Genomic DNA, 20,525 nt, shown 5'->3' with positions numbered 1-20,525 from the left:
GCTCGGCCCATGAGCACCGATCCGGAAGCCCGGCGGCGCCGCCTCGAACCGGCCGCCCGGCGCGCCGAGATCCTGACCGCGGCCCGGCGGCTCTTCGGCGAGGGCACGTACGCCTCGGTTTCGACCTCGGACATCGCGAAGGCCGCCGGGGTGGCCCGGCCGCTGATCAACCACTACTTCGGCGGCAAACGCGAGCTGTACCTCGAGGTCGTCCGGCAGATGATGATCGTCCCGGCGCCGGTCATCGAGAACCTGCCGGAAACGACCGCCGAAGAGCGGCTCGCGATCAGCGTCCGGCACTGGATCGAGGTCGTCGAACGCAACGAGCAGGCGTGGCTGACCGCGATCGGCCCGGAGGCGGTGGGCCGCGACCCGGAGATCGAGCGGATCATGCTGGAGGGTGACGAGATCGCCGCCGATCGCGTGCTCGCGGCCGCGTTGATGAGCGACGTCACCGAGGGTCGCGAAGAACTCCGCGCGATGATCCGTTCGTACGGCGGGATGCTGCGCGCGGCGTCACGCGAATGGCTGATCCGCGGCACGCTCGGCCGGGAGGAGCTGCGAGTGTTCCTCACCGAGTCGATCCTGCACCTGCTGCGGGTCACCTACCCGGCCGTGCTCGCAACGCGTTCCGCCGGGCATAAGCCGCCGGCGTCATCCCCTTCCAGCGTTTGAAGGCGTAGATGAAGCTCGACGCCTCCGCGTAGCCCAGCCGCAGCGCGACGTCCTCCACGGTGAGCGCGCCGGTGTCGAGCATCTCCTCCGCCAGCGCCTGGCGGACCTCGTCGAGCAGGGCCCGGTAGCCGGTCCCGGCCTCGAACAGCCGTCGCCGCAGGGTCCGCGGGCTGAGCGCGAGCTGCCGCGCGACCTCTTCCATGCCCGCGTCGACCCCGCCGAGCCGCACCAGTCTTTCCCGGACCTGCTGTGCGATCCCGGACCGCTCCCGTTTCCGCGACACCAGCAGCTCGCATTGCGCGGCGCAGACCGCGACGGTCTGGTCGTTGGCCTGCGGCAGGGGTTTGTCGAGGAAGAGCGGATCCAGGGTGGCGAGCTGCGACGGAGCGGAGAATGACGGAACCAGCCCGAAGGTCCGCACGTATTCGTCCACAGTGGATGGACGACCGTGCCGGAAGGCCAAGGAGCGCAAGGAGATGTCCGGCAGGATGTCGCGCATGACGGTGTGGATGGCACCGAGGTCGCGCAGCAGCAGGAACCGGGCGACGTCGCCGGGCACGCGGCTGTCGTCCATGGCGAGCGCGAGCCGTCCGGCCTCGACGGTCACGTGCGGGATGCAGAAGGTGAAGCTCAGGTCCAGATAGCGCAGGGCGAACCGCATCGCGTCCCCCAGCGTCGGGCTGCTGATGCACGCGAAGCCGAAGATGCCGAACGCGCTGACGCGGTATCGCCTGCTCAGCCGTAGCGCGACGGCGTCCTCGCCGCCGAGCCCGCGGACCAGGGCCCGGACCACGGCGAGTTCCTGACGCGCGTCGACCTGGCCGTCCACGGGGGCGTGTTCGTAGGACTCCAGCCCTTCGACGCCGTTTTCGGCGGCGAAGCGGGCCATGAGCACGATGCTCGCCGTGCCGCGCGGGTAGTCCCAGTCCCGGATCACCGGCGGCGGTAGTTCCATGGCCGGGATTATGGATCCCCGGGCGACGATCGGCCCATTGAGGACCGTAACTGTCCTTGATCCCCTTTAGGGTGAGCGGTATGTCCGACACGTTGAGCAGGCGCGCGCTGAACCGCGCCATGCTGGACCGGCAGCTGCTGCTCCGGCGTTCGAAGATGACCGCGCTCGAAGCGGTCGAGCATCTGGCCGGGTTGCAGGCACAGGCGCCGAACCCGCCGTACTTCGCGCTGTGGACCCGGTTGCACGGCTTCCGCCAGGAAGACCTGGCGAACCTCCTGCTCGACAAGAGCGTCGTGCGGATCGCGCTCATGCGCGGCACGGTGCACCTGGTCACGCCGTCGGACGCGCTCGCGTGGCGCCCCATCGTGCAGCCGCTCTACGACCGCTCGGTGCTCGGCAACACCCAGCACGGCCCCGACATCAAGGGGCTCGACCACCAGGAGATCGCCCGCACCGCCCGCAAGCTGCTGGGCGAGCGGCCACTTTCGGCGGCGAGCCTCGGCGCGGAACTGGCGAAGCACTGGGAAGGCGTCGCGCCGTCGTCGCTGGTGCACGTCGCGCGGGCGTTGCTGCCGCTGGTGCAGATCCCGCCGCGCGGGGTCTGGGGCAAGTCGGGGCAGCCGACGTATCAGACCACCGGCGACTGGCTGGGCGCCGAACCGGACACCGCTCCCTCGGCGGAGGCGATGTTCCGGCGCTATCTGGCCGCGTTCGGGCCCGCCAGTGTGCAGGACGCGCAGGCGTGGGCCGGGATCACGAAACTCGGCGACGTCGCCGAGCGGCTGCGGCCGGAACTGCGGACGTTCCGTGACGAGAACGGCCGCGAACTCTTCGACCTGCCCGAAGCCCCTCGCCCCGATCCGGACACCCCCGCGCCCGCCCGGCTGCTGGGCCCGTTCGACCAGACCGTCCTCTCCTACGCCGACCGCACCCGGGTGATCAGCGACGAGCACCGCAAGGTCGTCATCACCCAGAACGGCCTGGTCAAGGGCACCATCCTGGTCGGTGGGTTCGTGAAGGGGTTCTGGGAGATCAAGACCGTGAAGAAGGCGGCGTCGGTGGTGATCACGCCGTTCGAACGCGTCCCGAAGCGCGATCTGGACACGCTGGAAAGCTCCGCGCACCGGCTGCTGGCCTGGGCTCACCCCCAGGCTGAAAGCCATTCGGTGGAGATCGTGGCCGAAAATCTCGATTGAGTGGCCGCTCGTGTACTTCCACCAGGGGTGACCGCTGGGTAACTTCGATCGGCATGGGCGATACGAGCGTGCTGATCGTAGGGACGGGCTTCGGCGGGGTCGGAACGGCGATCGAGCTCAAACGCGCCGGGTTCGACGACTTCACCATCCTGGAGAGCGCGGACGAACCCGGCGGCGTCTGGCGGGAGAACACGTATCCGGGCGCGGGCTGCGACATCCCGTCGCCGCTGTACTCGTTCTCCTACGAGCCCAATCCCGACTGGCCGAAGCGGTTCTCGCTGCAACCGGATATCCACGAGTACCTCAAAAGGGTGGTGCGCCGCTACGGGCTCGAACCGCATATCCGGTTCGGCGTCCGCGTCACGTCCGCGGCCTTCGACGAGGAACGCGGGCTCTGGCGAGTGGAGACCGCGGGCGGCGAGACGTACGAGGCGAACGTCTTCGTGCCCGCCGTCGGCCAGCTCTCGCGGCCGGTCCAGCCGGACATCCCCGGCCAGGAGACCTTCGAGGGCGCAAGTTTCCACTCCGCGCGCTGGGATCACGACGTCGACCTGCGCGGCAAGAAGGTGGCGGTGATCGGCACCGGTGCTAGCGCGATCCAGTTCGTACCCGAACTCCAGCGCCAGGCGGGCGAGCTGACGGTGTTCCAGCGCACCGCGCCGTACATCATGGCGAAACGGGACACCGGCTACCGGCGCTGGCAGCAGCGGCTGTTCCGGCATCTCCCCGCCACGCAGCTGCTCGGCAGGCTCCGGATCTTCCTGCTCGCCGAGTACGCGACCTACGCGATGACGAAACATCCTTTGCTGGCCAAGGTCTTCGAATTGCGGACGGCCCAGCTGCGCCGCCGTCACATCAAGGACCCGGTGCTGCGCGCGAAGCTCACCCCGGACTACCCGCTTGGCTGCAAACGGATCCTGTTCACCAACGAGTACCTGCCCGCGTTGGCTCGGCACAACGTCGCCGTGGAGACGCGGCGGATCAGCGCGATCACGCCGTCCGGCGTGCGCACCGAAGACGGTGTCGAGCACGAGGCCGACGTCATCGTCTACGGAACCGGTTTCGCGGCGACCGACTTCCTCGGCGACCTGAAGGTGGAGGGCCTCGGCGGAAAGGCGCTGTCGGACGTGTGGAAGGGCGGCGCGCGGGCGTACCTCGGCATGACGGTGCCGGGTTTCCCGAACCTGTTCTGCGTCTACGGCCCCAACACGAACCTCGGCGCGGGCTCCATCATCTACATGATCGAACGGCAGGCCCGCTACATCCGCCAGGCCGTCGAGCATCTCGCCAAACCGGGAGTGTCCTATATGGACGTCGTCCCGGAGGTCGAGCAACGGTACGACGAGGAGATCCAGCGGCGGCTGGGCAAGAGCGTCTGGACGGCCTGCGCCAGCTGGTACCGCCAGGAGAACGGCCGCGTGAGCACGAACTGGCCCGGTCTGGTCACCGAATACGACCGCCGGACGAGGACCCTCGACCTCGGCGACTACCGGACGGCGGGACCGCGATGAACTACGACGTGCTGGTGATCGGCTCCGGTTTCGGCGGCAGCGTGACCGCGTTGCGACTCACCGAGAAGGGCTACCGCGTCGGCGTGCTGGAGACCGGCCGCCGGTTCGCCGACGACGAGTTCGCGAAGACCTCGTGGCGGCTGCGGAAATACCTGTGGGCCCCGAAACTGGGCTGCTACGGCATCCAGCGGCTCACCCTGCTGAAGAACACGTTCGTGCTGAGCGGCGCGGGCGTCGGCGGCGGGTCGCTCGTCTACGCGAACACGCTCTACGAACCCCCGGACACCTTCTACCGGGACCCGCAGTGGGCGCACATCACCGACTGGAAGGCCGAGCTCGCCCCGCATTACGACCAGGCGAAACGAATGCTGGGCGTGGTGGAGAACCCGCTGGTCACCCCGGCCGACCGCGTACTGCGCGAAGTCGCCGAGGACATGGGCATCGCGGACACCTACCGGCCGACCCCGGTCGGCGTGCATTTCGGCGAGCGCGACGTCGACCCGTTCTTCGGCGGCGAAGGCCCGTTGCGGAAGCCGTGCACGCACTGCGGCGAATGCATGACCGGCTGCCGGGTCGGGGCGAAGAACACGACCGTCAAGAACTACCTGTACCTGGCGGAGAAGGCGGGCGCGGAGGTCCATCCGCTGACGACCGCGGTGTCGGTCCGGCCGATCGACGGCGGCTACGCGGTCGACACCGTCCGAACAGGACGGTGGGCCCGCAAGGGCAAGCGGACCTTCACCGCCGAACAGGTCGTGTTCGCCGCCGCTTCCCTTGGCACGCAACGACTTCTTCACTCTTTGAAGGACTCGGGAACGCTGCCGGGGCTGTCGCCGCGGTTGGGCCTGCTCGCCAGGACGAACTCCGAGGCCGTGCTCGCCGCGCGCTCGCTGCGGAAGGACACGGACTTCACCCGCGGCGTCGCGATCACGTCGTCGATCCATCCTGACGCCGTCACGCATGTCGAGCCGGTGCGCTACGGCAAGGGCAGCAACGCCATGGGGTTGCTCGCGACCGTGCTCGTCGACGCCGAGCCGGGCAAACACCGATGGGCGCTGGGCGTCCGCGAACTGTGGCGGCACCGGCGGAACCTGGTGCGGCTGCACAATCCGCGGCGCTGGTCGGAACGGATGGTCGGGCTGCTTGTGATGCAGACGCTGAACAATTCCGTGACCACGTATACGAAACGCGGGCTCTTCGGCCGCCGGATGACCACGAAACAGGGCATCGGCGACCCGAACCCCGAGTGGATCCCGGCCGGGCACGAGGTCACCCGGCGGGTGGCGGACAAGATCGGCGGGCTGGCGCAGGGCGCGTGGACGGATCTGGCGAACATCCCGGTCACCGGCCATTTCATCGGCGGCTGCGCGATCGGTGACAGCGCCGAGACCGGCGTAGTCGACCCGTACCAGCGGGTGCACGGGTGTCCGGGGCTGCACATCGCCGACGGCTCGGCGATCTCGGCGAACCTCGGCGTGAACCCGTCGCTGACCATCACCGCGCAGGCGGAACGCGCGATGTCGTTGTGGCCCAACAAGGGCGAGGAGGACCCGCGGCCGCCGCTCGGCTCCGCCTACCGGCGCCTTTCCCCCGTCGCCCCGGTGAAGCCCGTCGTCCCTCCGGAGGCCCCGGCCGCCCTGCGCCTCCCCCTCACCTCGTGAGTGGCAAGGACGGTTAGAACCGTCCTTGCCACTCACGAGGCCCGAGAGATCACGGGAGGCCGGCCAGGCCCGCGCTCACCGTGTTCGACCACGCGTAGCCCTGCGAAGCGTCCCAGTTGATCGACCAGGTCATCGCGCCCCGGATCGTCGGGTACGTCGTCGAAGGCTTGAATGAGCCGCAGTTCGTGCCCTTCGCCAGGCAGTTCAGCGCGTTGACCGTGTTGCCGGGCGCCTGGTAGCCGCCGCCTGCCGCCGAGCCCGACGCGGGCAGGCCGAGACCGACCTGATCGGCCCGCAGCCCGCTCTGCAGCTGGATGCAGGCCAGCGCGGTGAGGAAGTCGACCGTGCCCTGCGAGTAGACCTTCTGGTCGCAGCCGAGCATCGTGCCGCTGTTGTAGTACTGCATGTTGACGATGGTCAGGATGTCCTTGACGTTCAGCGCCAGCTTGAAGTACTCCGCCGCCGGGCTCTGCATGTCGATCGTCTGCGGCGCCATGGTGATGATCGAGCCGCCCGCCGCGTGGATGCTGCGCAGCGCCTGCGCCATGTACGTCGCGTTGACGCCGTTCTCGAGGTCGATGTCGACGCCGTCGAAACCGTAGGTCGCGATGAGCGACTTCATGCTGTTGGAGAAGTTCGTCGCCGCGGCCGAAGAGTCGACGCGGATCGTGCCCTTCTCACCGCCGACGGACAGGATGACCTTCTGCCCGCGTGCCTGCGCCGTCTTGATGTCGGCCTTGAACTGCGCGTCGGTGTAGCCGCCGAGCTGGCTCGACAACCCGGAGTCGAGGGTGAAGCTGACCGCACCCGGCGTGGCCGTCGCGTCGGCGAAGGACACCGCGATGATGTTGTACTTCGTCGGGACGTCAGCGAGCTTGAGCGCCTTCGCGCCGTTGTAGAAGTTCTGCCAGTAGCCGGTGATGACGTGCTTGGGCAGGTTCCCGGTGGGCGGGGTGCTCGTCGTGGTGGTCGGCGGGTTGCTGGTGGTGGGGGTCGTGGTGGTCGTCGGCGTGGTGGGGGTCGTCGGCGTCGTGGTCGGCGAGCCGCCGGGGCCGTCGAGGTTCACATCGTCGGCGAAGTACGCCGGCTGGCCGTACCAGCCGTGCAGGTAGATCTCGACGCTCGTGGTGGACGCGCCGGTGGTGAAGCTCAGCGAGAGCTGCGACCAGCTGCCGCCGCCCGGGGTCCAGGTGTTCTTGTCACCCGTCCCGGTGCCGGTGACACCGAGGTAGGTGTAGCTGCCCTGCACCCACGCCGAAAGCGTGTACGCGGTGTTGGCCTTCACCGGCACGCTCTGCGAGCAGCGGGCGTTGTCCTGCCCGGCCGGGGTGGCGCTGAGCGCACGGCTGCCGGAGTGGACCGGAGTGGTGACCACCGCGTTCGCTCCGGTGCAGGTCCAGCCGCTGGTGGTCCCGAGTTCGAAGCCCGGGTTGGTGAGGATGTTGGCGGCCGAGGCGTTGCCCGAGACCGCGAAAGTCACCCCCAGGCACACGGCCAGTGACGACAGCAGGGCGAGGAACGCGTGTTTGGGCTTCACTTTCACGACTGGCCTCCACGAACGAGTGATGTCGGCCACATCAAAATGGTACAGACCAATACAACTGTCAAGGGTTCGGTTAGGGGAGGCCATACGAAAGTCGGCTCGGTGCGAGCGGCAGAATGCAGGGTCCGAGAGCACCCGAGGGCGGATTTCAGGAGCGTGGGAGTGAGCGTGCAGGGCCTGCAGACAGTCGAGCAGAAGATCGCCGAAGAACTCGGCGTGCGCGAAGGGCAGGTCAAGGCGGCCGTCGACCTGCTGGACGGCGGATCGACCGTGCCGTTCATCGCCCGGTACCGCAAAGAGGTCACCGGGATGCTGGACGACACCCAGCTCCGCACCCTCGAAGAACGCCTCCGCTACCTGCGGGAACTCGGCGAGCGCAAGGTCGCGGTGCTGGAGTCGATCCGCGGTCAGGGGAAGCTGGACGAGGCGCTCGAAGCGTCGATCATGGCGGCCGACACCAAGTCCCGGCTCGAAGACATCTACCTGCCGTACAAGCCCAAGCGGCGGACGAAGGCGATGATCGCCCGCGAGGCCGGTCTGGAGCCGCTCGCCGACGGGCTGCTGAGTGACCCGAACACCGATCCGCAGGCAGCCGCCGCGGTGTTCGTCGACGCCGACAAGGGTGTCGCGGACGCACAGGCCGCCTTGGACGGTGCCCGCGCGATCCTCGTCGAGCGCTTCGCCGAAGACGCCGACCTGATCGGCGAGCTGCGCGAGAAGATGTGGGCGGAAGGCCGCCTGGCCTCGAAGGTCCGCGACGGCAAGGCCGAAGAGGGCGCGAAGTTCTCCGACTACTTCGAGTTCTCCGAGCCCTACACGAAGCTTCCGTCGCACCGGATCCTCGCGATGTTCCGCGGTGAGAAGGAAGAGATCCTCGACCTGTCGATGGAGTCGGAAGAGCCTTCGGAGGAGCCGAAGACCGGGCCGACCGAGTACGAGAACCGCATCGCGCACAAGTTCGGCATCGCCAACGAAGGCCGTCCGGCCGACAAGTGGCTCGGCGACACCGTCCGCTGGGCGTGGCGCACGAAGATCCTGCTGCACCTGGGGATCGACCTGCGGATGCGGCTGCGTCAGTCGGCCGAGGACGACGCCGTCCGCGTGTTCGCCGCGAACCTGCGCGACCTGCTGCTCGCCGCCCCGGCGGGCACCCGCGCCACGATGGGCCTCGACCCGGGCTTCCGCACCGGTGTCAAGGTCGCCGTGGTCGACGCGACCGGCAAGGTCGTCGACACGCACGTGATCTACCCGCATCAGCCGGCGAACAAATGGGACCAGTCCATCGCCGAACTGGCCGCGCTCTGCGCCCGGCACAAGGTGGACCTGATCTCGATCGGCAACGGCACCGCGTCCCGCGAGACCGACAAGCTCGCCGGCGAGCTGATCAAGAAGCACCCGGAACTGAAGCTGACGAAGGCCGTCGTCTCAGAGGCGGGCGCGTCGGTCTACTCCGCGTCGGCGTTCGCTTCGCAGGAACTGCCGGGCATGGACGTCTCGCTGCGCGGCGCGGTCTCGATCGCGCGGCGGCTGCAGGACCCGCTGGCGGAACTGGTGAAGATCGACCCGAAGTCGATCGGCGTCGGGCAGTACCAGCACGACCTGTCGGAGATCTCGCTGTCGCGTTCGCTCGACGCGGTGGTCGAAGACTGCGTGAACGCCGTCGGCGTGGACGTCAACACCGCGTCGGCGCCGCTGCTGACCCGCGTTTCGGGTATCACGACGACGCTGGCGGAGAACATCGTCGCGCACCGCGACGAGAACGGGCCGTTCAAGACCCGCAGCGGCCTCAAGGAGGTCGCGCGGCTGGGCCCCAAGGCCTTCGAGCAGTGCGCGGGCTTCCTCCGGATCCCGGACGGCGACGACCCGCTCGACTCGTCCTCGGTGCACCCCGAGGCGTACCCGGTGGTGCGGCGGATCCTTTCGTCGACCGGCACCGACATCCGTTCGCTGATCGGCAACTCGCGGACGCTGCAGGCGCTGAAGCCCACGGAGTTCGTCGACGACACCTTCGGTCTCCCGACGGTGACCGACATCTTGGCCGAGCTGGAGAAGCCGGGCCGCGACCCGCGTCCGGCGTTCAAGACCGCGACCTTCGCCGACGGCGTCGAGAAGATCGGCGACCTCAAGCCGGGTATGCGCCTGGAAGGCGTCGTGACGAACGTGGCCGCGTTCGGCGCGTTCATCGACGTCGGCGTGCACCAGGACGGGCTCGCGCACGTGTCGGCGCTGTCGAAGAACTTCGTCAAGGACCCGCGTGAGGTCGTGAAGCCGGGTGACATCGTCAAGGTGAAGGTGCTGGAGGTCGACGTGCCGCGCAAGCGGATCTCGCTGACCCTGCGCCTCGACGACGAGCCCGGCAAACCCGCTCGCGAACAGGGCGGCGGCGGTCGTGACCGCGGCCAGGGCGGCCAGCGTCAGGGCGGCGGTCAGCGTGGTGGCCAGGGCGGCCGTGGTGGCGGCCGGGACCGCGGCGGGAACTTCGGTGGCGGCGGCGCCATGGCGGACGCGCTCCGGAAGGCCGGTTTCGGCAAGTAGGTCTCAGAAGTCCGTGAGGGCCTCCTTCCCTACCCTCAAGGTAGTGAAGGAGGCCCTCACGGATCTTTACGGATTCATCGCGTAGGTACCGGAGAGATCGCGGACGAGGGACCACACGTGGTCGAACCGGTCCGCGTCCACGACCGGCTTCCGGATCGAGGCCAGCGCCAGCGCCTGCTGCGCGTCGGTCGAGGAAGACTTCCCGTGCAGGTCGATCGCGGCGACGCTGAAGTCCTGCACCAGCACGGCGAAGATCTGGTCGACGACCTCGGTCTCGATTCCCGTGATCTCCGCCTGCTCCAGCACCAGCTGCCCGTAGACGACCAGCGTGAACAGCTCGGTCAGCGCGAGCCCGAAGTCGAGGTCCTGCTGCTGCGCCTCGTCCGGGGCCGCGTCGGTGAACAGCTTCACCAGCGCCTCGGCCTGCTCGGTGAACCGCGCGACGTTCGGGATCGCGGACGCCTTGGCGTACGCCTCGCGCCAGTCGTGGAACCGCACCTTGGACAGCCCGCGCGCGGGGCCCTGGCGGAACAGGAACTCGTCGTCGGCCGCGTCGGAGCGGGTCGGCACCGGCTCGTAGGCCTGCGGCGCGAACAGGTACGCGGGCACGAACTTCGCGATCAGCGCGAGGTTCACCGCCACCGTGCCTTCGAGCTTCGGCAGGCCGTCGATGTCGTTCTTGGACATCGCGAGATAGGTGTCGGCCTCGAAACCCTTGGCCGCCACCACATCCGCGACCAGGCCGATGACCTTCTGCGCCTCGGTGGTCACCTTCATCTTGGTGATCGGGTTGAACAGCAGGTACCGGCGGTCGTCCGCGTTCGCGCTGCGGAAGTAGTCCACGGCGCGGTCGGAGAACAGCTTCATCGCGACGAGCCGCGCGTACGCCTCGACGAATTCCCGGCGCACGTGCGGGAAATCGGTGACCTTCTTGCCGTAGAGCACCCGGTTGTGCGCGTGCGTGATCGCTTCGTACAGCGAGTGCGTCGACATCCCGATGCCGCCGAAGCACAGGTTGAACTTGCCGATGTTGACCGTGTTCAGCGCCGCGGAGAAGGCTTCGGCGCCCACGTGCAGAATGTCCTCTTCGGACACCGGGTAGTCGTTCAGCTCGAACTCGGCGACGTACATCTGCGACGGCACGACGTTCTTCACCACACGGTAGTTCGGGTGTTCCGAGTCCGCGTAGAAGAACACGTACTGGTCCGGGCCCTCGACACCGTCGATACGGCCGAACACCGACACGGTCCGCGCGCAGTTCCCGTTGCCGATGTAGTACTTCGACCCGTTCGCGCGGTAGCCGCCCGCGCCGTCCGGGGTGAGCACGAGGTCCGACGAGTAGATGTCGGCGCCGTGGTCCTTTTCGGACAGTCCGAACGCGGCGACGCCACCGGCCGCGAGCGAGTCCGCCGCGCGTTTGCGGGCGGCCTCGTTCGCGCTCTGCCACACCGGGCCGAGGCCGAGGATGGTGACCTGCCACGGGTACCAGTAGTTCAAGCCATAGAAGCCGAGGATTTCCGACAGGGCCGCGACCCGCGCGGTGTCCCAGCGCTTGTCGGGGTTCCCCTCGGCGTTCGCGCCGGGAGTGAGGAACGTGGAGAACAGGCCTTCCTTGCCCGCGAACTCGATGAAGTCCGCGTAGAAGGTCCGGTCGTGGTAGTCCTCGACGAGCTTGCGCTTGCCACGCTGTTCGAACCACTCGATGGTGGCACGCAACAGGCGACGCGTCTCCGGGTCGAACTGCTGTGGGTCGTACCCACCCGGGTTCAGCAACAACGCGGTCGCCTTTTCGCTCATGGTCACTCCTGGTCAGCCGAAGTTACTACCCGGTAACCGTAGCGCCTCGCTTCGCCGTCCGGCCACCGAACTCGACCGAAGTCACCCGTCCACGCTCGTCGCGCAGGAACCGCGCGGTGGGCTTGCGGGTGTCCGCGGCCGGGGCGATCGCGTCCCCGCCGACGAAAACGGCTTCGAACGGCGGCGGCGACGGGAAGTCCTCGATCTCGGCGACCAGCTGGGCCCAGAGGGCGCCGTCCCGCTCGCTGACCACGAACGCCAGGTCGCCGGTCTGGTAGCGGCCCAGGTACTCGGCGATCTCCGGCTGGGCCACGGGCGGCGGGGTCGCGAGCGGCGGCAGCCCGACCACGTGCTCCAGGCACCAATCGACGATCTTGGCGCCCAGCGCGGACCCGCCCGCGCTGTTGGTCAGCACCGTGACGGCGAAATCGTGCTCGGGCAAGGTCACGAAATCCGACAGCTGCAGGTTGCTCACGTTGCCACCGTGCCGGACCAGCCTGGCCTCGCCGTGAGTCGTGTGCAGCCAGCTCAGCCCGACCTCCTCGAACCGCAGTGCGGCCTTGCGCTGCGGCGCCCGCATGAGGTCGCGGGTGGCCTCGCTGAGCGGCGCCTTCCCCTCGGCCTCGCCGGTCAGGAAGAACCGCGCCCACTTCAGCTGGTCGCCCGCCGTGGACCACAGGCCCCCGCTCGCGCTGTCGGCCCGGGTCAGGCCCACGGTGTGCTCGACGGCCGGTCCGCCGTCGCGCAGGACGTGACCGACGGCGTGACGCCGCGTGAGCACCTCCCACGGCAGGTAATACGACTCGGTCATGCCGAGCGGTTCGAGCAGCCGGGCGCGCACGACGTCCTCGAAGGGCTCGCCCGCCGCCACCTCGACGACCCGTCCGGCCAGCTGGAACCCGGCGTTGCAGTAGGAGAACACCTCACCGGGCGCGAAATTCTGCGGGAGGTCGCCGAACTTCGCGACCGCGAGGGCCAGCGCGTCGTCACCCCACCCGGTGGTGAAGTCCACGTCGCCGAGGAACCCGGCCGAATGCGTGAGCAGATGGCGCAGGGTCACCGTCTTCCGCGCCACCGGATCCGCCAGCGGGAGATCGGGAAGGTGCTCGACGACCGGCCTGTCCAGGTCCAGCGTCCCGTCCTCGACCAGCGCCATGACCGCGGCCGCGGCGAAGGTCTTGCTGGTGGAGCCGATCATGAACAACGTGCCGGGATCGACCGGGAGCCCGGTGTCCACACTGGACACCCCGGTGGCGAACACCGACTCCTCGCCCCGGTGCGTCACCCCCACCACGGCTCCGGGGACGCTCGCGCGACGCGCCTCCTCGTCGAGCACCCCTTGCAGTTCCTGAACGTTCGACACCCGTGTCCCCTTTCGATCCGGTCGTGCCAGCGTTCCACCGCGAGACCGGGTCCGGCTCGTACGAACCGACGAACATCGCCGGACCGGTGCGGGCGATATCACGTAGCCCTGGAGATCACGACCCAGTACACTGGACGACGCGGTCCGCTCAGTTCTGCCTCGGGCCGCGTTTCGTTGTCGAAGACCACGCGCCGCGGCCCCCCGAGGTCTGCGCCGGGCAGGACAACCGTTTCTACTCTTACGGAGATACCAGGGCGCCCGTGCGCCCACACGCTTATGAGCACACCTACTTTCACCGAACTCGGCCTGCCCAAGACGATCGTCGACGCACTCGCCGGACAGGGCGTCACCAGCCCGTTCCCGATCCAGGCCGCCACGCTGCCGCATTCGCTGGCGGGCCGGGACGTCCTCGGCCGCGGCCGCACCGGCTCCGGCAAGACGTACGGCTTCGTGCTGCCCGTCCTCGCCCGGCTAGCCGAGGGCCCGACGCGGCGCCGCCCCGGCCGCCCGCGCGCGCTGGTCCTGGCGCCGACCCGCGAGCTGGCGACCCAGATCGAGGCGTCGTTCCTGCCGCTGGCCAAACCGCTCGGCCTCAAGGTCACCACGATCTTCGGCGGGGTCAGCCCCAACCCGCAGATCACCCGCCTGCGTGACGGCGTCGACATCGTCGTCGCCTGCCCCGGTCGCCTCGCCGACCACATGCGCTCGGGCGAGGCGAAACTCGACCACGTCGAGATCACCGTCCTGGACGAGGCCGACCACATGGCCGACCTCGGCTTCCTGCCCGACGTGCGGCGCATCATGGCCGAGACCCCGGAGCGCGGGCAGCGGCTGCTGTTCTCCGCGACCCTCGACGCGGGCGTCGACGTGCTGGTCAAGCGGTTCATGCACGACCCGGTGACGCACAGCGTCGACTCGGCCCAGTCGCCGGTCTCGACCATGAAGCACCACGTGCTGCACCTGGAGGAGACCCACCGGCTGCCGGTGCTGATCGACCTCACCGCCGCCCCGGGCCGCACGCTGGTGTTCACCCGGACGAAGCACCGCGCCAAGCAGCTGACGCGCAAGCTCATGGCCTCCGGCGTGCCGGCGGTCGAACTGCACGGCAACCTCGGCCAGACGGCGCGGACCCGCAACCTGGAGGCGTTCGCGTCCGGCGCGGCGAAGACGCTGGTCGCGACCGACATCGCCGCGCGCGGTATCCACGTCGACGACGTCACGCTGGTCATCCACGCCGACCCGCCGGTCGAACACAAGGCGTACCTGCACCGGTCCGGCCGGACGGCGCGGGCCGGGGCGTCCGGCACCGTCGTCACGCTGATGACCGACGCGCAGGTCGGCGACGTCCGCGACCTCACCCGCAAGGCGGGTATCAAGCCGACCACGACGCAGCTCGGCCCCGGCCACCCGCTGCTGTCGGAGCTGGCGCCGGGTGAGCGTTCGTTCACCGCGTCGCCGCGGCGGCCGATCGTGGACACGCGGCCGAAGAAGGTCACCGCGTCCGGTGAGGCCATCCCGGCCAGGGGTGAGGACGAAGACCGTCCGGCCCGCGGTGGCCGGGGTGCCCGTGGTGGCCGTGGCCGTGGTCCCTCGGCCGGTGGCCGGGGCGCTTCCGGCGGCGGACGTCGCGGTGGCTCCTCGGACGGCCGTTCGCGTCAGCCCCGCTCCGAAGGTGACCGTCGCGGCGCTTCGGCCGGCCAGGGCCGTCGCGCGGCCGAGTCCACCGGACGTCGCGAAGGCGCGCCCAAGGGCGGCCAAGGCCGTCGCGCCGCCGCCGAGTCGCAGCCGCGCCGCGGCTCCGGCGCCGCCAAGTCCCAATCAGGCCGGGCCCAGACCTCGCGGAACCAGTCCGGTGGTGCCCCGGCCCGCCGTGGCGGTGCCGCCGCGTTCTCCTCGGGAACGCGCGCCGGCTCGCGCCGCTCGCGCTAGCTCCCGGCCCCTTCACGCGAGTCCCGGCGGACGACACACACGCGTCGTCCGCCGGATCACGCGTGTCGTCCATCCGATCACACGTGTCGTCCGCCGGATCACGCGTGCTTGAAGCCGTAACTCGCGTGCCTGAAGGCGTAACTCGCGTGCTTGGAGCCGGATCACGGAGTTACGCCTCCAAGCACGCGAGTCACGTCCCTGATCACGCGAGTCACGTCCCTGATCACGGGTGGCGGGCGGCGGCACGGGCTTCGGCGGCCGCGCGACGCTCTTCGAAGCGCGAAGCCTGGGTGTCGAGGGCCTTCAGGAACTGGTCGAGTTCGTCCCGCGCCTTCTCCCCCACCTCGCCGAGCCCTTCGAGCTCGAAGATCTTCCACTGCCGCAGCAACGGCCAGATCACCTCGTCGTGGTGGATCCGCAGGTCGTAGATGCCCGCCTTCGCGATCAGCGCGGCCTTCCGCACGAAGCTCGGGATCACCGCGCCCGGCATCTGGAACTGGACGACCTCGTCGGTGATGGCGCGCATCATCGCGTCGGGTGAAAGCTCCAGCGACGCCTGCACCAGGTTCCGGTAGAAGAGCATGTGCAGGTTCTCGTCCATCGCGACCCGCGCGAGCAGCTTCTCGCACAACGGGTCCTGCGTGTACTTCCCGGTGTTGCGATGCGAGATCCGCGTCGCCAGCTCCTGGAACGACACGTACGCGAAGACGTTCAGCAGCGCCTTGTCGCCACTGTCGTACCCGGCCTCCATGGTCTGCATCCGCATACGCTCCAGCTCGACCGGATCGACCGCGCGCGTCACCAGCAGATAGTCGCGGATGCAGATACCGTGGCGGCCCTCTTCGGCGGTCCAGCGGTGCACCCAGGTGCCCCACGCGCCGTCGCGGCCGAAGGCGCGCTCGATCTCGCGGTGGTAGCTCGGCAGGTTGTCCTCGGTGAGGAGGTTGACCTCCAGGGACGTCCGCGCGATCGGCGACACCCGCGACTGCTCGGGATCCCACGCCTCGCCGCCGAGGTCGGCGAAGTTCCGGCCCTCGTCCCACGGCACGTACTCGTGCGGCATCCATTCCTTGGCGACCGAGAGATGCCGGTTGAGGTTCTCCTCGACCGTCCCCTCGAGCTCGAGCATCAGCCGGGTGGTTTCGGGGACCGCCATGCGTTTCGTCCTTCCAGGGTACGGAAAACGCTACCTACGACACCGTAACTTACGGTGTCGTAGGTTTGCCACCCGCGGAAGATGAACGCGTGGGGCACTACGCGCGGGGAGCCGCCGCCGAACGTTGCGAAAGCCACTTTCGCAACGCTGAAGGTTGCGAAAGTGGCTTTCGCAACCTGCGAGCCGGCGGCGCACGCGGTCCCGATCCCGGGCGGGACGCTCAGGAGCCGGGGACGGCCGCCAGCTTCGGCACCAGCTGCTCGATCGCGTACGGGATGCTCAGCACGGTGTTGAACGAGATCGCGGCGCCCACCGGCGGATTCTCGTAGGTGATGAACAGATCCCGCTTCTCCGCCGACACCTTCAGCTTCCGATACACCGGATCGGCCCGCACCCGGGTCTCGGCGCCGACGTCGGAGTTCAGCCACACCAGGCGGTCGGCGTCGAACAGGTCGAATCGCTCCGACGTGACCTCGACGACGTTGTTCTCCGGTTTACTCAGCGCCTTGACCGGCTCGAACGGCCGGAAGCCCAGCTCGGTCATGAAGATCATCTTCGGGTCGGTCGTGGTGAACGCGGAGAACTTGCCCGCCTCGAAGGTGTCGGCGACGACCATCGTCAGCTTCGCGAATTCGGGGTGTTCCGCCCGCGCCTGCGCGAAGCGGCTGTCGATCCCGGCGATCAGTTCGTCGGCCTTGCGCGGAAGCCCCAGCGCGCGGCCGACCATCCGGGTCGTCTCCTGCCACGGCGCCGCGTAGTCCGCGTACTTCGGCGGCTGCGCGACGACCGGCGCGAGCTGCGTGAGCTTGTCGTACTGCTCCTTCTTCATCCCGCTGTACTGGGCGAGGATCAGATCCGGCTTCAGCGCGGCGATCTTCTCGAAGTTGAAGTCGTCGCGCTCGCCGACGATCTCCGGCGCCTTGTCCCCCCAGCGCGCCTGGGTCCACGGCCACTTGCCGTAGGGCCGCTCCTTGAACCAGTCGACGGCGCCGACCGGCCGGATCCCGAGCGCCAGCACGGCGTCGTGGTCGGACAGGCCGAGCGTGACGATCCGCGACGGCTGCTTCTCGACCGTCGTCGACCCGTACTTGTGCTCGACGGTCACCGGGAAGGTGCCGCGAGCCTCCGGCGGCACCAGGGTTTCGTCGGCCGATCGCGAAGAACCGCAACCCGCCACCAGCAACGACATCATCAGCGCGGTCAGGAACGCCTTGACCCGCACCCCAGGAACAGACATGCGGGTAAGGCTAGCCTGCCCAAAGTCCTAAAGGGACGCGGTGAGACCACGGGCACGCAGGACCGAACGTTCCAGCGGGCGGAACACCAGCAGTTCGATACCGACGCCGACCAGCAGGATCAGGAAGATCGCCGAGATCACGCGCTCGACGCTGTTGAGAGACGATCCTTGGTTCAGGTACGCGCCGAGCCCGACGCCCAGTTGAGGCGAGAGGGCGATCAACTCCGCCGCCATCAGAGACCGCCAAGAGAACGCCCATCCTTGCTTGAGCCCGGAGAGGAACCCAGGCAACGCAGCAGGGAGGAGGATGAGCCTGGCGGACGTCAACCGGGTGGCCCCCATGGCTTGACCGACCCGGGGAAGCATCGGCGGGATCTGATCGATCCCGGAGACCAGTCCGTTGGCGATCGAGGGCACCGAGCCGAGAAGCACGACGAAGTAGATCGCGGCGTCATTGATCCCGAACCAGAGGATCGCGGCCGGCACCCAGGCGACCGACGGCAGGCTTTGCAGGCCGGTGAGCAAGGGCCCGATCGCGGCTCGGACCACCCGGACCTTCGCCACCAGCAGCCCCAGTGGCGTACCGATCAGGACACCGGTCATGAAGCCGAGCGCGGCACGATGCACCGAGGTCCACACGAAGCCGAGCACCTGGCCGTCCACGACGATGCCCCAGAACTCGTCCCACACGGAAAGCGGCGCGGGCAGCTGCGCCTCCGGCCAGAACGCCGCGGCCCACAAGATCTGCCATATGACGATCAGGACGGCGAGAGCGCCGAGTGGCGGCAGAAAGCCCCAAGCGAGTCGCTTCCAGATACCCGGACGACGCTCTCCGGCTGGTGCGTCGAGTGCGTCCAGCCCCGAACCGACGGCATCGAGATCTTCTCCGTCGTCTTTCCGCGAGCTCAAGTCCCGGCCAGCCGAATCAAGCCGCGGCATGGGTGCTGATCACTTCCCGTAGCTGCCCGGTGATCTCTTCGGTCAGCTCCTCCGTGTCCACAAGCGGCACATCCGCCCATTCGCGCACGACCCGGCCCGGTCGGGACGAGAGCAGTACGACCCGCTGGCCGAGCCGGACGGCCTCGCGGACGTCGTGGGTCACGAACAGCACCGAGGTTCCGGTGCTTCGGTAGACGCGCAGCAGCTCACCCTGCAGGACGTCGCGGGTGATGGCATCGAGCGCGGCGAACGGCTCGTCCATCAGCAGCAGAGACTGCTCGGGGTCGCCACCGACCCGCAGGGTCGCGGCCAATGCCCTGGCGAGCGCGACGCGCTGCCGCATACCGCCGGAAAGCTCGTGCGGGCGTTTGTCACCCGCACCACCGAGGCGGACGAGTTCGAGCAGCTCGGTCGCCTTCTCGCGCCGTTCGGCCCTGCCGAAGCCGGCGAAGCGCAGCGGGAGTTCGACGTTGCGGGCAGCCGTCAGCCACGGCATCAGCGCGGCCTCCTGGAACATGACCGCGGGACGGGACGTGTTCAGGGTGATCGTCCCCGCCGACGGCGAGTCGAGTCCGGCCACCAGGTTGAGCAGTGTGCTCTTGCCGCACCCGGACGCACCGAGCAGGCAAACGAATTCACCGGGCGCGACGGATAGATCGACGCCGTCCAAGGCGACGACCTCGCGCCCCGCCGGGCCGAACGCCTTTCCCACATTGTCGAGCCGCACGGCCGTAACGCCGGTGATTTCGCTCCGGCCGACAGGAAGGGTCGTAGTCATCACTGGCCACCTATTCGGGTCACTTGGTCAGTTCGGGAGCGCCGACAACAGGGAGGTTCTTCGCCTTGAGCACTTCGTTAAGCGGACCGAAGTCGGCGAAACCCTTCAGCGCGACCGCTTCCTTGACAACTCCAGCCGTCACGGAGTCCTTCGCAAGCTGGGGGAAGGCCGCGGCGACAGGGTCCGGGTTCAACTCGATCGCGGAAAAGGCCCGGTCCAGTACCGCCTCACTCAGCGCACTGCCCGCAAGCTCCTTGAGAGCGCCGTTGACCACGGTCTTCGCTTCCGCTGGGTTGGCCTTCGCCCAGTCGATCGCCGCCAATTCGCCCTTCAGCAAGGCGCGGACCGTATCGGGGTGCCGCTGCAGGAACTCCCCGCGGACGATGACGACGGTGCTCGGGAACCGGCCGTCCGGCCACAAGGTCTTCTCGTCGATCAATACCTTTGCCCCGGCGTCGACCACCAGTCGCGAAGCCCAAGGTTCGGGTAGCCAGCCACCGTCGACTTCGCCCTTCTTGAAGGCGTCGAAAGACTTGGGGTTGTCCATTGTGGTGATCTTGACCTGCTCGGTCAGACCTTTCCCGGCGAGAAACTTCTTAAGTGCGACATCCTGGGTGTTGGCCAGCTGGGGCGTGGTCAGGTTCTTCCCCTTCAGCTGCCCGACGTCGGCGATCTCCGGTTTGACGACCAGCTGCGCGCCTCCCGTGACCGCACCGGAGATCAGCTGGATGGCGCCTTTGGACTTGGTGAAGGCGTTGATCGCCGGTCCCGAGCCGATGAAAGCGATATCAAGAGAGCCGCCGAGCAGCGCGTTGACTTCCTCAGGCCCCGCGTTGAACGTCTGCGTGGTCAGCTTGGTCGCGCCGAGCTCCTGCTTGAAGAAGTCCTTCTTCACCCCGATCAGCGCTGGGGCATGCGTGACGTTGGGGAAGAAACCGACACGGACCTCGCTCGCGGCACCCTCGTTCGCGGCCGGACCGGCCGAGCTGTCGGCGCGGGAACACCCGGTGAGCACGCCTACGGCAGTCGCTACGGCCAGTGCCGCCAACAGGAAGCGGTTCTTGTGGTGGATGCGCACGGGGGCGTCGCCTTTCGGGGTCGATGTCGAGCCGAGGTTCGCACGATCGCCCACATGAGCGCATAGCCATCCATATCCCGGGAAACTCCGTGAGATTTCTTGACAAGCCACACCTCGCGGCAGTAGCCCACGAAAAGAGGGAAATTAACAAACAGTGTGACTCAGGTCATGG

At 68.5% G+C, this 20,525-nt stretch carries 15 protein-coding genes; 6 read left to right on the top strand and 9 right to left on the bottom strand.

What is annotated here, in order from left to right:
• The first annotated feature begins 9 nt into the window (after positions 1-9).
• Complete coding sequence (locus tag ACFWIW_RS04180) at positions 10-675, top strand: TetR/AcrR family transcriptional regulator (protein WP_378367051.1); 666 nt, start codon at positions 10-12, stop codon at positions 673-675.
• Here the strand turns inward: ACFWIW_RS04180 and ACFWIW_RS04175 are convergent.
• The gene (locus ACFWIW_RS04175; RefSeq protein WP_378367050.1) at positions 602-1,630 is read right to left on the bottom strand and encodes an AraC family transcriptional regulator; all 1,029 of its coding nucleotides are present in this window, start codon (positions 1,628-1,630) and stop codon (positions 602-604) included. The two genes, ACFWIW_RS04180 and ACFWIW_RS04175, sit on opposite strands and share 74 nt — an antisense overlap.
• Positions 1,631-1,710: 80 nt before the next feature.
• On the opposite strand from ACFWIW_RS04175, the gene ACFWIW_RS04170 reads away from it, so the two are divergent.
• The 3 genes from ACFWIW_RS04170 to ACFWIW_RS04160 are packed head-to-tail and all read left to right on the top strand — an operon-like array spanning position 1,711 to position 5,998.
• Entirely contained in the window at positions 1,711-2,826 is a 1,116-nt protein-coding gene (locus ACFWIW_RS04170; RefSeq protein ID WP_378367049.1) for a winged helix DNA-binding domain-containing protein, read from the top strand.
• A gap of 53 nt (positions 2,827-2,879) precedes the next feature.
• The gene (locus tag ACFWIW_RS04165; RefSeq protein ID WP_378367048.1) at positions 2,880-4,337 is read left to right on the top strand and encodes a flavin-containing monooxygenase; all 1,458 of its coding nucleotides are present in this window, start codon (positions 2,880-2,882) and stop codon (positions 4,335-4,337) included.
• Positions 4,334-5,998 (top strand): GMC oxidoreductase, encoded by a 1,665-nt coding sequence (locus tag ACFWIW_RS04160; protein WP_378367047.1) that lies wholly within the window; start codon positions 4,334-4,336, stop codon positions 5,996-5,998. The genes ACFWIW_RS04165 and ACFWIW_RS04160 overlap by 4 nt, the downstream gene beginning before the upstream one ends.
• Before the next feature lie 49 nt (positions 5,999-6,047).
• Here the strand turns inward: ACFWIW_RS04160 and ACFWIW_RS04155 are convergent, their stop codons facing one another.
• Complete coding sequence (locus ACFWIW_RS04155; protein WP_378367046.1) at positions 6,048-7,541, bottom strand: chitinase; 1,494 nt, start codon at positions 7,539-7,541, stop codon at positions 6,048-6,050.
• A gap of 162 nt (positions 7,542-7,703) precedes the next feature.
• Between ACFWIW_RS04155 and ACFWIW_RS04150 the strand changes: the two genes are divergently transcribed.
• The gene (locus ACFWIW_RS04150; RefSeq protein ID WP_378367045.1) at positions 7,704-10,076 is read left to right on the top strand and encodes a Tex family protein; all 2,373 of its coding nucleotides are present in this window, start codon (positions 7,704-7,706) and stop codon (positions 10,074-10,076) included.
• 66 nt (positions 10,077-10,142) lie between these two features.
• Here the strand turns inward: ACFWIW_RS04150 and ACFWIW_RS04145 are convergent, their stop codons facing one another.
• Both ACFWIW_RS04145 and ACFWIW_RS04140 read right to left on the bottom strand, forming a co-directional pair.
• The gene (locus tag ACFWIW_RS04145) at positions 10,143-11,873 is read right to left on the bottom strand and encodes an acyl-CoA dehydrogenase (RefSeq protein ID WP_378367044.1); all 1,731 of its coding nucleotides are present in this window, start codon (positions 11,871-11,873) and stop codon (positions 10,143-10,145) included.
• 25 nt (positions 11,874-11,898) lie between these two features.
• A complete protein-coding gene (locus ACFWIW_RS04140) occupies positions 11,899-13,236 on the bottom strand; it encodes a serine hydrolase domain-containing protein (RefSeq protein WP_378367043.1) in 1,338 nt (445 codons plus the stop codon).
• A 276-nt stretch (positions 13,237-13,512) separates the two neighbouring features.
• Here ACFWIW_RS04140 and ACFWIW_RS04135 point away from each other — a divergent pair, with 276 nt between their 5' ends.
• Positions 13,513-15,165 carry a DEAD/DEAH box helicase gene (locus tag ACFWIW_RS04135; RefSeq protein WP_378367042.1) on the top strand — a complete coding sequence of 551 codons (1,653 nt, stop codon included), beginning with the start codon at positions 13,513-13,515 and terminating at the stop codon, positions 15,163-15,165.
• A 223-nt stretch (positions 15,166-15,388) separates the two neighbouring features.
• On the opposite strand, the gene ACFWIW_RS04130 is transcribed toward ACFWIW_RS04135, so the two are convergent.
• The 5 genes from ACFWIW_RS04130 to ACFWIW_RS04110 form a co-directional block, all read right to left on the bottom strand.
• Positions 15,389-16,321, bottom strand: coding sequence for an acyl-ACP desaturase (locus ACFWIW_RS04130; RefSeq protein ID WP_378367041.1), 933 nt, complete (start codon positions 16,319-16,321; stop codon positions 15,389-15,391).
• Positions 16,322-16,541: 220 nt separating this feature from the next.
• Positions 16,542-17,558: an iron-siderophore ABC transporter substrate-binding protein gene (locus tag ACFWIW_RS04125; protein WP_378367040.1), complete on the bottom strand. Its 1,017-nt coding sequence runs from the start codon at positions 17,556-17,558 to the stop codon at positions 16,542-16,544.
• A gap of 27 nt (positions 17,559-17,585) precedes the next feature.
• The gene (locus ACFWIW_RS04120; protein WP_378367039.1) at positions 17,586-18,497 is read right to left on the bottom strand and encodes an ABC transporter permease; all 912 of its coding nucleotides are present in this window, start codon (positions 18,495-18,497) and stop codon (positions 17,586-17,588) included.
• Positions 18,484-19,275 carry an ABC transporter ATP-binding protein gene (locus ACFWIW_RS04115; protein WP_378367038.1) on the bottom strand — a complete coding sequence of 264 codons (792 nt, stop codon included), beginning with the start codon at positions 19,273-19,275 and terminating at the stop codon, positions 18,484-18,486. The genes ACFWIW_RS04120 and ACFWIW_RS04115 overlap by 14 nt, the downstream gene beginning before the upstream one ends.
• A 19-nt stretch (positions 19,276-19,294) precedes the next feature.
• Positions 19,295-20,353, bottom strand: coding sequence for an ABC transporter substrate-binding protein (locus ACFWIW_RS04110; protein ID WP_378367037.1), 1,059 nt, complete (start codon positions 20,351-20,353; stop codon positions 19,295-19,297).
• Positions 20,354-20,525: the final 172 nt, after the last annotated feature.

Origin of the sequence: Amycolatopsis sp. NPDC058340, assembly GCF_042723975.1 — a bacterium.
Taxonomy (GTDB): domain Bacteria; phylum Actinomycetota; class Actinomycetes; order Mycobacteriales; family Pseudonocardiaceae; genus Amycolatopsis.
The sequence above is the reverse complement of the archived record's forward strand: the minus strand, read 5'-3'. Positions and strand labels throughout refer to the sequence as shown.

Coding starts and splice junctions, on each gene's coding strand:
- ACFWIW_RS04145 (WP_378367044.1), bottom strand. CDS start 11,873: ATGAGCGAAAAGGCGACCGCGTTGTTGCTGAACCCGGGTGGGTACGAC.
- ACFWIW_RS04130 (WP_378367041.1), bottom strand. CDS start 16,321: ATGGCGGTCCCCGAAACCACCCGGCTGATGCTCGAGCTCGAGGGGACG.
- ACFWIW_RS04175 (WP_378367050.1), bottom strand. CDS start 1,630: ATGGAACTACCGCCGCCGGTGATCCGGGACTGGGACTACCCGCGCGGC.
- ACFWIW_RS04170 (WP_378367049.1), top strand. CDS start 1,711: ATGTCCGACACGTTGAGCAGGCGCGCGCTGAACCGCGCCATGCTGGAC.
- ACFWIW_RS04180 (WP_378367051.1), top strand. CDS start 10: ATGAGCACCGATCCGGAAGCCCGGCGGCGCCGCCTCGAACCGGCCGCC.
- ACFWIW_RS04165 (WP_378367048.1), top strand. CDS start 2,880: ATGGGCGATACGAGCGTGCTGATCGTAGGGACGGGCTTCGGCGGGGTC.
- ACFWIW_RS04115 (WP_378367038.1), bottom strand. CDS start 19,275: ATGACTACGACCCTTCCTGTCGGCCGGAGCGAAATCACCGGCGTTACG.
- ACFWIW_RS04120 (WP_378367039.1), bottom strand. CDS start 18,497: ATGCCGCGGCTTGATTCGGCTGGCCGGGACTTGAGCTCGCGGAAAGAC.
- ACFWIW_RS04160 (WP_378367047.1), top strand. CDS start 4,334: ATGAACTACGACGTGCTGGTGATCGGCTCCGGTTTCGGCGGCAGCGTG.
- ACFWIW_RS04125 (WP_378367040.1), bottom strand. CDS start 17,558: ATGTCTGTTCCTGGGGTGCGGGTCAAGGCGTTCCTGACCGCGCTGATG.
- ACFWIW_RS04135 (WP_378367042.1), top strand. CDS start 13,513: ATGAGCACACCTACTTTCACCGAACTCGGCCTGCCCAAGACGATCGTC.